Source organism: Streptomyces sp. NPDC127084, assembly GCF_042724175.1.
Classification (GTDB): domain Bacteria; phylum Actinomycetota; class Actinomycetes; order Streptomycetales; family Streptomycetaceae; genus Streptomyces.
In genome coordinates this window covers 31,776-43,993 of sequence record NZ_JBHXFA010000007.1, presented here as the reverse complement: position 1 = coordinate 43,993, position 12,218 = coordinate 31,776, and the positions used below count along the sequence as shown (strand labels likewise).

General features: G+C 70.3%; 5 protein-coding genes. All 5 read left to right on the top strand.

The annotated features are described in order from the left end of the window. Positions 1-165: 165 nt before the first annotated feature. The gene (locus ACFWI9_RS03335) at positions 166-2,562 is read left to right on the top strand and encodes a sodium-translocating pyrophosphatase (protein WP_387158762.1); all 2,397 of its coding nucleotides are present in this window, start codon (positions 166-168) and stop codon (positions 2,560-2,562) included. A 323-nt stretch (positions 2,563-2,885) separates the two neighbouring features. Continuing rightward, positions 2,886-3,578 carry a small secreted protein gene (locus tag ACFWI9_RS03330; RefSeq protein ID WP_387158830.1) on the top strand — a complete coding sequence of 231 codons (693 nt, stop codon included), beginning with the start codon at positions 2,886-2,888 and terminating at the stop codon, positions 3,576-3,578. 163 nt (positions 3,579-3,741) lie between these two features. Then, positions 3,742-5,259, top strand: a complete 1,518-nt coding sequence (locus tag ACFWI9_RS03325; protein WP_387158760.1) for a methyltransferase — start codon at positions 3,742-3,744, stop codon at positions 5,257-5,259. A gap of 629 nt (positions 5,260-5,888) precedes the next feature. After that, a complete protein-coding gene (gene topA / locus ACFWI9_RS03320) occupies positions 5,889-8,750 on the top strand; it encodes a type I DNA topoisomerase (RefSeq protein WP_387158758.1) in 2,862 nt (953 codons plus the stop codon). Positions 8,751-8,919: 169 nt separating this feature from the next. Next, a partial coding sequence (gene tmk / locus ACFWI9_RS03315; protein WP_387158757.1) for a dTMP kinase occupies positions 8,920-12,218 on the top strand: 3,299 nt, incomplete at its 3' end.

The following is a 12,218-nucleotide window of genomic DNA, read 5'->3' as shown; positions in this document are numbered from 1 at the left end:
GTCAATGCTTTTGCACCGTTACCCCTTTCGGTGGGTATCTTGAAGCGTGATCTTTATTGCTGAGGAGCAAGTGAAGGTCAATTCCGTTTACCGCGCCCTGTTTTGATCAGGTTCCGCTCCCTACAATCCGTCCACATCTTGAGCTCTTAACGTCAAGGAGGACGAATGGCGGGGCTCTTCAACCCACACCTGACCGACCACCCCACTTCACTCGCAGCCGCGGTACTCACCGATGAAAATCGGATGATCGTTATCGTGATCGCGGCCGTTGCGCTGGCGGCGCTGATCGTCGCCCAGTTGCTGGTGCGCCAAGTGCTGGCAGCCGGTGAAGGCACCGATTCGATGAAGAAGATCGCGGCAGCGGTCCAGGAAGGCGCGAATGCCTACCTGGCGCGGCAGTTGCGCACACTCGGGATCTTCGCCGTCATCGTGTTCTTCCTGTTGATGATGTTGCCGGCCGACAACTGGACCCAGCGGGCCGGACGTTCTGTGTTCTTCCTGGTGGGCGCCGTTTTCTCGGCAGCCACCGGATACATCGGCATGCGTCTTGCCGTACGCAGCAATGTCCGCGTCGCAGCAGCCGCGCGTGAAGCGACCCCTGCCGCGGGCGAACCCGAAAAGGATCTGACGGCAGTCGCGCACAAGGCCATGAAGATCGCTTTCCGCACAGGCGGTGTGGTCGGAATGTTCACGGTGGGCCTCGGCCTGCTCGGCGCCTCCTGCGTGGTGCTCGTCTACGCGGCCGACGCGCCGAAGGTGCTGGAGGGCTTCGGCCTCGGCGCCGCGCTCATCGCCATGTTCATGCGTGTCGGCGGCGGAATCTTCACCAAGGCCGCTGACGTCGGCGCCGACCTCGTCGGCAAGGTCGAGCAGGGCATCCCCGAGGACGACCCGCGCAACGCCGCCACCATCGCCGACAACGTCGGTGACAACGTGGGCGACTGCGCCGGCATGGCGGCCGACCTGTTCGAGTCCTACGCCGTCACGCTGGTCGCCGCGCTCATTCTCGGCAAGGCGGCCTTCGGCGATCTGGGTCTGGCCTTCCCGCTGATCGTCCCGGCGATCGGCGTGGTCACCGCGATGATCGGCATCTTCGCGGTCGCCCCGCGGCGCGCCGACCGCAGCGGGATGAGCGCCATCAACCGCGGCTTCTTCATCTCCGCGGTGATCTCACTGGTTCTGGTGGCCGCCGCGGTGTTCGCGTACCTGCCGTCCTCGTACGCGGACCTGGACGGAGTCACCGAGGCCGCGATCCTCGCCCACGACGGCGACCCGCGCGTCCTCGCCCTGGTCGCCGTGGCCATCGGTATCGTGCTCGCCGCCCTGATCCAGCAGCTGACCGGGTACTTCACCGAGACCAACCGCCGCCCGGTGCGCGACATCGGCAAGTCCTCACTCACCGGACCGGCCACCGTCGTACTCGCCGGTATCTCCATCGGTCTGGAATCGGCCGTCTACACCGCGCTGTTGATCGGTCTCGGGGTGTACGGGGCGTTCCTGCTCGGCGGTACCTCGATCATGCTGGCCCTGTTCGCGGTGGCCCTCGCCGGTACAGGGCTGCTGACCACCGTCGGCGTCATCGTGGCCATGGACACCTTCGGCCCGGTCTCCGACAACGCCCAGGGCATCGCCGAGATGTCGGGCGACGTCCAGGGCGCGGGCGCACAGGTGCTCACCGACCTCGACGCGGTGGGCAACACCACCAAGGCGATCACCAAGGGCATCGCCATCGCGACCGCCGTACTCGCCGCGGCCGCGCTCTTCGGCTCGTACCGGGACGCGATCGCCACCGCCGTCGCCGATGTCGGCGCCAAGGCGGGCGAGATGGGCCTCAGTCTGGATATCTCCCAGCCCAACAACCTGGTGGGTCTCATCCTCGGCGCCGCGGTCGTCTTCCTGTTCTCCGGTCTGGCGATCAACGCGGTATCCCGGTCGGCCGGTGCGGTGGTCTTCGAGGTGCGGCGGCAGTTCCGCGAGCACCCCGGGATCATGGACTACAGCGAGAAGCCGGAGTACGGGCGCGTTGTCGACATCTGCACCAAGGACGCGCTGCGCGAACTCGCCACTCCCGGTCTGCTCGCGGTCATGGCGCCGATCGCGGTCGGCTTCACCCTCGGAGTCGGTGCGCTGGGCTCCTATCTCGCGGGTGCCATCGGCACCGGAACCCTCATGGCGGTCTTCCTCGCCAACTCCGGTGGCGCCTGGGACAACGCCAAGAAGCTGGTGGAGGACGGCCACCACGGTGGCAAGGGCAGCGAGGCACATGCCGCGACGGTCATCGGTGACACGGTGGGCGACCCGTTCAAGGACACCGCGGGCCCCGCGATCAACCCGCTGCTGAAGGTGATGAACCTGGTGGCGCTGCTGATCGCCCCGGCAGTCGTGCAGTTCACCTACGGCGACGACGCAAACGCCACCGTACGGGCCGTGATCGCAGCGCTGTCGCTGCTGGTGATCCTGGGCGCCGTCTACGTGTCGAAGCGGCGCACCGTGGCCGTGGGCGACGACGGCGGGGCGGCCGAGCGTTCGGCGAAGTCACCTGACCCGGCGGTCGTTTCGTAAGCAGGGCTCCGCAGTCTTTGAGATGTACCGGTTCAAACCACGGGCGGGCGGCGCGCATTGGCGCGTCGTCCGCCCGTGTTCGTACCCATGTGATCCGCGTGGCCGCTGTCCGTGGGAGCGGATCGGGAGCGGATTCGGTGCTTTGACGAATCGCTGCGACCGCATCGGGTCGCGTGGTGCGATGCGGACGTGATGAGGGCCTCGTATCTCTTGGTTCAAATGGATGCAAAGACTTACATATCGGACGGCTGTCATGCGATTGCCGTCCTCTTGCCGTGTATGTTCCGGGGCCGAGAGCCTTGGAAGGGACCGATCCGGTGAAGGTGAACAAGAAGCTCGCGGTATCCGTGTCAGGCGGCGCGGTACTCGTGCTCGCGCTGTCCGGCTGTACCGGCGACGACAACGAGGCCAAGGTGAATGCCTGGGCCAAGTCGGTGTGCGGCAAGGCGCAGCCGCAGATCCAGAAGAGGGCTGACGCCCAGCAGGCGATCCTCTCGACTCCCGCCGACGGCAAGCCTGCCGACATCCAGGCCGCCGACTCGAAGGCCTTCCAGGACATCGCCGACGCCAACACCGCCCTGGCGGCGGCGGTGCAGTCGGCCGGTACACCCCCGGTCGAGAACGGCGCGACCCTGCAACAGGACGCGATCAAGGAGCTCAAGGCGACGGCCGCCGCTTACGTGAAGCTGAAGGAGCAGGTCGACGCGCTCAACCTGAAGGATCAGCAGAAGTTCGGGGACGGCTTGCAGGACATCGCCGACGGGCTGTCCAAGATCGAGAAGATGGACCAGGACGCGCTGTCCAAGCTCCAGTCGGGGGAGCTGGGTAAGGCGATGGCCAAACAGCCCGGTTGCCAGAAGGCCAAGCCGTCGGGGACGGCCAGCGCGAACCCGGGCTCGGACGCCTCCGCCTCGGCACCCGCGGGTGAGGCCTCGCAACCGGCGGCCAAGCCCCCGGCCAAGCCGTCGAACGCGACCGGCCCGTCGAAGTCCCCCGGGAAGCCCTCCGGCGACTAACCCTCCCGCCCCGGCCAGCCCTCAGGCGCTGCCCGGTGGCCGGCTCGTGGACCTGGTCCGCGCCACGGCCGGTGAATCCGGGCGGTGTCTCGGCCGGTGCCTCTGCTCCGTTCCCCGGCCGTGCGCCGGTACACCGCCCTACCTCACGGGTGAGAATGGGCGGGTGAGTAAGACCCGCTTCCCCGCGAACCTCCCCGCGCCCGATCGGTCCGCCTTGCTGCGCGAGGCGCTGCTCGCCGCCGACTTCACCGCCGACGGCCTGCTCGACCTGCTCGGCGCGCCCGCGTACGCCGCGCTCGCCCGCAGTGAGACCGTCCCCGCGCTGCGCGCCACCCGCGGGGACTCCCCGCTCGAGGCGCTCGTCCGGCTGTTCCTCCTCCAGCGCACGGTCCCCTGCGGCCGGGCACGTGCCGTGCTGCCCCTGGACGAGGCCATCGCCGATGGCTGGCTGGTCGAGGACGGTGGCGGGGTACGGGCCACGGTCGACGTCCGTCCGTACGGCGGGCCTGACGGTCAGGACTGGTTCATCGTCTCCGACCTCGGCTGCGCGGTCGGCGGCGCCGGAGGCGCGAGCGGCAGCGACGAGGCGGTGGTGCTCGGCGTCGGCGGAGCTTCCACCACGCTGGCCGGCATCACGGTCCGTACCCCGGTCCCCAGCGCGCTGGACGTGGGTACCGGCTCCGGGATCCAGGCCCTGCACGCGTCCCAGCACGCGACCCGTGTCACGGCCACCGACCTCAACCCGCGGGCGCTCGGGTTCACCCGCCTCACGCTCGCGCTGTCCGGGGCGCCCGAGGCGGATCTGCGCGAGGGCTCGCTCTTCGAACCGGTCGGGTCGCAGACGTATGACCTGATCGTCTCCAATCCTCCGTTCGTCATCTCGCCCGGTGCGCGGCTCACCTACCGGGACGGTGGCATGGGCGGGGACGACCTGTGCCGCTCGCTCGTACAGCAGGCGGGAGACCGGCTGAACGAGGGCGGGTTCGCGCAGTTCCTCGCCAACTGGCAGCACGTGGAAGGGGAGGACTGGCAGGAGAGGGTGCGTTCCTGGGTGCCGCGCGGCTGTGACGCCTGGATCGTGCAGCGCGAGGTGCAGGACGTGACGCAGTACGCCGAGCTGTGGCTCAGGGACGGCGGCGACCACCGGACGCCCCCCGAGGAGTACGCGGCGCGGTACGACGCATGGCTGGACGAGTTCGAGGCGCGCGGCACCAAGGCGGTCGGCTTCGGCTGGATTACGCTGCGCAAGTCCGGCTCGGACCGCCCGTCGGTCGTCGTTGAGGAATGGCCGCACCCCGTGGAGCAGCCCCTGGGCGAGACGGTACGGGCCCACTTCGAGCGGCAGGACTATCTGCGGGCCCGCGACGACGCCGGGCTGCTCACCGACGCCTTCGTGCTCGCTCCGGAAGTGACCCAGGAGCAGGTGGGGCCGCCCGGGGCGGAGGACCCCGAGCATGTGGTGCTGCGGCAGAACCGCGGCATGCGCCGTGCCACCAGGGTCGACCATGTCGGCGCGGGTTTCGCCGGGGTCTGCGACGGGACGCTCGGTGCCGGGCGGATCCTTGACGCCATCGCCCAGCTCCTGGGCGAGGATCCAGTGCTGCTGCGGGACCGTACGCCGGGGGCCATCAGGCTGCTGGTCGAGGAGGGGTTCCTCGATCCGGTGCCGGGCGCCTCGTAGATCCCGGGGGTTCCGGTTCACCGCGGGTTCCGCACTTTCCACGCTTTCCGTGCCTTCCGTACCTTTCACGCCTTCCATTGCTTACGCGTGATTCCGGCCATTGTCCGAACAGCAGGCCGAAATGTGCTCGGAAATATGTTCGTCCCGCGTCGTCGGGCGAGGGGCCTTCCAGATTCCGGATGTCGGGCACGGTGCCGTCTGTGTGGTTCGCATGACAGTGACCAGTGCCACCCGGGCCCGCTTCCACGGTTTCTGGCGCCGCCCGGGTGAACCCGCGGCGCGTTGCCCCGGAATCCGGGCGGCTGCCGACTCCCACACCCGCCCGGACCTGCCGGTCCGGGCCGCTGGGCGGCCGTCCCGCCCGTTGTGCGGGGCGGGGGCGGCAGAGATCCGGGATGCCGCGTTCCGCATCCTCTCGGCATCCGGTTGACATCCGGCGTGGCGTTCCGGGCGGCAGGAATGGCTGGACTCGGGTTACCGTTCGAGTGGCCGTTGCGGGCTTTTGCCGTTTGACACGGGGGCGGGTTGTACCGTCACACTCCGCAGCGACAGCAGTGACAGTACGGCCCGTACGCCGTACGCCACACGCGTACGTGCGCAGCGAGCGTCGACCGGAGAGAAGAGCGAAGTTGTCCCCGACCAGCGAGACCGCACAGGGCGGCCGTCGACTCGTCATCGTCGAGTCGCCTGCCAAGGCGAAGACGATCAAGGGCTACCTCGGCCCCGGCTATGTCGTCGAGGCGAGCGTCGGGCACATCCGCGACCTCCCGAACGGGGCCGCCGAAGTCCCCGACAAGTACACCGGTGAGGTGCGCCGCCTCGGTGTGGATGTCGAGCATGACTTCCAGCCCATCTATGTCGTCAACGCCGACAAGAAGGCGCAGGTCAGGAAGCTCAAGGAGCAGCTCGCCGAATCCGACGAGCTCTACCTCGCCACCGATGAGGACCGCGAGGGCGAGGCGATCGCCTGGCACCTGCTCGAAGTCCTCAAGCCCAAGGTCCCCGTCCACCGGATGGTCTTCCACGAGATCACCAAGGACGCCATCCGCGAGGCCGTGGCCAACCCGCGCGAGCTCAACAAGCGCATGGTCGACGCCCAGGAGACCCGACGGATCCTCGACCGCCTCTACGGCTACGAGGTCTCCCCGGTCCTGTGGAAGAAGGTCATGCCGCGCCTGTCGGCGGGCCGGGTCCAGTCCGTGGCCACCCGCCTCGTCGTCGAGCGCGAGCGCGAGCGCATCGCCTTCCGCTCCGCCGAGTACTGGGACCTGACCGGCACCTTCGCCACCGGCCGCACCGGCGACGCTTCCGACCCGGCTGCCTTCACGGCCCGGCTGAACACGGTCGACGGTCGGCGTGTCGCGCAGGGGCGCGACTTCGGCTCGGACGGCAGGCTCAAGTCCGACCAGGTGCTCCACCTCGATGAGGCCAATGCCCGCGCCCTCAAGGCGGCGCTGGAGAACGCCTCGTTCTCCGTCCGGTCGGTCGAGTCGAAGCCGTACCGACGCTCCCCGTACGCGCCGTTCCGTACGACCACCCTCCAGCAGGAGGCGTCGCGGAAGCTCGGCTTCGGGGCGAAGGCCACGATGCAGATCGCGCAGAAGCTGTACGAGAACGGCTTCATCACCTATATGCGTACGGACTCGACCACGCTCTCGGACACCGCCGTCGCGGCGGCCCGGGCGCAGGTCACGCAGCTCTACGGCGCCGACTACCTGCCTGAGAAGCCGCGCACGTACGCAGGGAAGGTCAAGAACGCGCAGGAGGCGCACGAGGCGATCCGCCCCTCCGGCGACCGCTTCCGCACCCCCGCCGAGACCGGTCTCACCGGCGACCAGTTCCGCCTCTACGAGCTGATCTGGAAGCGGACCGTCGCCTCCCAGATGAAGGACGCGGTCGGTAACTCCGTCACCGTGAGGATCGCCGGCACCGGGTCCGACGGGCGGGTCGCCGAGTTCTCGGCGTCCGGCAAGACGATCACTTTCCACGGCTTCATGAAGGCGTACGTCGAAGGCGCCGACGACCCGAACGCGGAGCTGGACGACCGTGAGCGCCGTCTTCCGCAGGTCGCGGAGGGCGACCGGCTCACCGCCGAGGAGATCACGGCGGACGGCCACGCCACCAAGCCCCCGGCCCGCTACACCGAGGCCACCCTGGTCAAGGAGCTCGAAGAGCGCGAGATCGGCCGGCCGTCGACCTATGCGTCGATCATCGGCACGATCCTCGACCGCGGCTATGTCTTCAAGAAGGGCACGGCCCTCGTGCCGTCCTTCCTGAGCTTCGCCGTGGTCAACCTCCTGGAGAAGCATTTCGGACGGCTGGTCGACTACGACTTCACCGCCAAGATGGAGGACGATCTCGACCGCATCGCCCGCGGCGAGGCCCAGGCGGTGCCGTGGCTGAAGCGCTTCTACTTCGGCGAGGGCTCGGTCGCCGGCGGCTCCGGCGGCGGTGCCGCCGAAGCCGGTAACGGCGACGGCGACCACCTCGGCGGCCTCAAGGAGCTCGTCACCGACCTCGGTGCCATCGACGCCCGAGAGATCTCCTCCTTCCCGGTGGGCAACGGCGTCGTGCTCCGGGTGGGCCGCTACGGCCCGTACGTGGAGCGCGGCGAGAAGGACGCCGAGGGCCACCAGCGCGCCGATGTCCCCGCCGATCTCGCGCCGGACGAGCTGACCGTCGAGCTCGCCGAAGAACTGCTCGCCAAGCCGAGCGGAGACTTCGAACTGGGCAAGGACCCCCAGACGGGCCACGAGATCGTCGCCAAGGACGGGCGCTACGGGCCGTATGTCACCGAGGTGCTGCCCGAGGGCACGCCGAAGACGGGCAAGAACGCGGTGAAGCCGCGTACGGCGTCCCTCTTCAAGTCGATGTCCCCTGACACGGTCACCCTGGAGGAAGCGCTGCGGCTGATGTCGCTGCCGCGTGTCGTCGGTGCGGACGCCGAGGGCGTCGAGATCACGGCCCAGAACGGACGCTATGGGCCGTATCTGAAGAAGGGCACGGACTCGCGTTCGCTGGAGACCGAGGACCAGATCTTCGGCATCACGCTGGAAGAGGCGCTGGCGATCTACGCCCAGCCGAAGCAGCGCGGCAGAGCGGCGGCCAAGCCGCCGCTGAAGGAGCTCGGCACGGATCCGGTGAGCGAGCGTCCGGTCGTGGTGAAGGACGGGCGCTTCGGGCCGTACGTCACCGACGGCGAGACCAACGCGACCCTGCGGACCGCGGACAGCGTCGAGACCATCACACCTGAGCGTGGTTTCGAACTGCTGGCTGAGAAGAGGGCGAAGGGCCCGGCGAAGAAGGTCGCCAAGAAGGCGCCCGCCAAGAAGACGGCGGCGAAGAAGACCGCGGCGAAGAAGACGACGACAGCCAAGAAGACCGCGGCGAAGAAGACGACGGCCGCGGCGGCCAAGAAGACCACCACGAAGAAGGCCACGGCCAAGAAGACGGCGGCGAAGTCGGCGGCGACGCCCGCCTCGGACGAGTAGCAGCCGGACGCACACGCGGCCGGACGCCGCGACGGACTGGCCAAGGGGCCACCTCAGCGATGAGGTGGCCCCTTGCCGTACGCCCGCCCGCCCCTGGCTCCATCCGCTCTCCGCGCGTTTGTTCGGACGTGGCCACCGGTGAGTCAGTCGCTCCGGATAGGCTGGGCGGATGACGCGAGCCGAGCAGCAGGCGGCCCAGAACGCCGCCACCGACCCAGGAGCAGCAACGGCAGACGACCAGCGGGCACCCGGTGTGGACGCCCTTGCCGCGGATTCACGAGAACGCGCCGTCCGATCACTCTTGCGGGTCCCCGCCCTGCGGCGGTTGTGGGGAGCGCAGCTCATCGGCGGCATCGGCGACGCGCTCGCGCTGCTGGTGCTGATCCTGCTGGCACTTCAGGCCGCGGTCACGGCGGGGGCCTTCGGCGGCGGCTACCGCGGTGCGGCCTTCGCGGTCGCGGCCGTGTTCGGCGTCCGTGTCCTGGCCACGTTGCTGTTCGGTGCCGTTCTGCTGGGCCCGCTCACGGCGCTCACCGCACCCAGCGGCCCCCTGGACCGCCGCTGGACGATGATCGGGGCTGACGGGGTGCGTGTCGCCCTGCTGGTGATCGCCCCGCTGTGGATCGACTGGACAGCGGACACCGCCCTCGCGTACCTCCTCGCCACGGTCTTCGTCATCGGTGTCGCCGAGCGTTTCTGGACCGTCGCCCGGGAGAGTGCGGCACCCGCCCTGCTGCCCGCGCCGCCCCTGGAAGGCGCGGCCGTACGCCCCCTCCCGGACCATCGGGAAGCGCTGCGCCGGCTCTCTCTGCGCACCTCCTTCGTGGCGATCCCCGCAGGTGCCGCCGTTCTGCTGGTCACCACCCTGATCGGGAATCTGCTGGGCTCCGGAATCGCGTGGTTCTCGCTGCACCAGGCCGCACTGGGGTCGTATGTCGCCGCCGGGCTGTTCGCCGCCTGTATGTCTGTGCTGTACGCCGTCGAGCTGCCCGACGCGGCGACCCCGCGCCCCCGCTCCCCGCTGGAAGGCCTGCGCCGCCCGTCCACCGGCAGCGCACTCGGCAAGGGCCGTACGGGTGCGGTGCCACTACTCGTCCTGGCCTGTGCCGCGGTCGCCGGTGCCATCGCGTCCGCCGCGGCGGTCGCCGTACTGCACGCTCGTGACCTCGGAGGCGGCCCCGTCGCCTTCGCCCTGCTCGTCCTCGCCCTGACCGGAGGCACCGGGCTCGGCATCAGGCGGGCCCAGAGCGTGCTGCCCGCGCTGTCGCGCCGCCGGCTCCTCGCGCTGGCGATCGCCCTCACCGGTCTCGCCCTGCTGGCGCTCGGGCTGGTGCCGGACACCGCGACCGCGCTGTTCATCGCCGTACTGGCAGGCTTCGCGGCCGGAGTCGCCGCGCACCTCGGGCACGCCCTGATCGACCTGGAGACCGAGGAGCACGGCCGGGCCAGGATCACCGAGCATCTCCAGGCCGTCGTCCGTGTCGCGATCGGCCTGGCCGCGGTCGCCGCCCCGCTGCTCGCTGCGGCGATCGGCCCGCACCGCCTCGCCAACGGGGACTTCGTCTTCGCCCACGGCGGCGCCGCCTTCACCCTGATGCTGGTGGGCGCGCTGCTACTGCCCGTAGCGGCGGTCGTGCTCGCCAAGACGGACGACCGGTCAGGCGTACCGCTGCGGCGCGATCTGGCGGACGCCGTACGCCGTGGCGCCGATCCGACGCAGGCGCCCGCCGCGACGGGCTTCTTCATCGCCATGGAAGGCGGAGACGGAGCGGGCAAGTCCACCCAGGTGGAGGCGCTTGCCGACTGGATCCGTGCCAAGGGCCACGAGGTCGTCGTCACCCGCGAACCGGGTGCCACACCCATCGGTAAGCGGCTGCGTTCGATCCTGCTCGATGTGTCGTCGGCCGGTCTGTCGCATCGCGCGGAGGCCTTGCTGTACGCGGCGGACCGTGCCGAGCATGTCGACACGGTGGTCCGCCCGGCGCTGGAGCGCGGTGCGATCGTCATCTCGGACCGCTATGTCGACTCGTCCGTCGCCTACCAGGGCGCGGGCCGCGACCTCTCGCCGACGGAGATCGCCCGGATCTCCCGCTGGGCCACGGACGGCCTCGTGCCGCATCTGACGGTGCTGCTCGACGTGTCCCCGGAGACCGCCCGCGAGCGCTTCACGGAGGCGCCGGACCGGCTGGAGTCGGAGCCGGCCGAGTTCCACCAACGGGTGCGTGCCGGGTTCCTCACCCTGGCCGCCGCAGACCCGGCCCGCTATCTGGTCGTGGACGCCGGGCAGGAGCCGGAGGCCGTGACCACGGTCGTACGGCACCGGCTCGACCGGATGCTCCCGCTCTCCGAAGCCGAGGTGAAGGCCCAGGAGGAGGCGCGTAAGGCCGCCGAGGAGGCGGCCCGGCGCAAGGCCGAGGAGGAAGCGGCCCGCAAGGCGGAGGAAGAGCGCCTGGCGCGTGAGCGCGAGGAGCAGCTGGCCAGGCTGCGGGCGGAGGAAGAGGAGCGCAAGCGCCGCGAGCTGGAGGAGGCCCGCCAGCGCGAAGCCGAGCGGCAGGCGGAGGAGGCACGGCAGCGCGCCGAGGAGGCTCGTCGCCTGGCGGAGGAGGAGCGCCGTCGGCGGGAAGCCGAGGAGAAGGCCCAGCTCGAAGAAGAGGAGCGCAGGCGTCGGCAGGCCGAGGAAGAGGCACGCCTGCGCGCGGAGGCGGACGAGCGCCGCCGGGAGCGGCAGCGCAAGGCGGAGGAGGCTCTGCTTCGCGCGGAGGAGGCTCGCAGGGCGGCTGAGGCGGCATCCGCGGCGGCGGCGGCAGCGGCGGTCCAGGCAACGCAGCAGCAGCCCGCGGTCGGCGACATGGCGCAGACGGTGGAGACGCCGCGCCCGCGTATCGACATGGCGAAGCCCGACACTGCGGACTCCGACCGCGGCACCGAGACGGATGCCGAGACCACCGTTCTGCCCCAGGTCCCTGACGCCGGACAGCGCGGGTCGGATGCCGAGACCACCGTTCTGCCCCAGGTCCCTGACGCCGGACAGCGCGGGTCGGATGCCGAGACCACCGTCCTGCCCCAGGCCCCTGACACCGCATCGCACGGGTCGTCGGGCGCCGCCCCGGACCGGCCGGCCGATGAGACGGCTGTGCTGCCTCCGGTACGGGACACCGGCCTCGCGGACCGGGTGCCGCGCGGCATCTTCCGGGACGAGCAGCCGACCGGGGCCGGCGAGGACCGTACGCGCGAGCTGCCGCAGGTCGATGAGCAGGGGCGGCCACGGCCGCGCTCCGACTGGGCGGAGGAGACCCCGCTCGATGACCTGCCGACGCTGGCGGACGAGCTGCTGGGCCCGCATGGCGACGACGGCGATGCCGAGGACGGGGGCCGCTACCGCCGCCGGCGGGTGGCCCGCCGCCCCCCCGGGGGGGGGGCGCGGTATCACAAAACCCCACACCCCCACACCCCCCCACACTCGCGGGG

What these genes read in the sequence shown, in the direction of transcription:
- ACFWI9_RS03335 (WP_387158762.1), top strand. Translation starts at nt 166, where the DNA reads ATGGCGGGGCTCTTCAACCCACACCTGACCGACCACCCCACTTCACTC.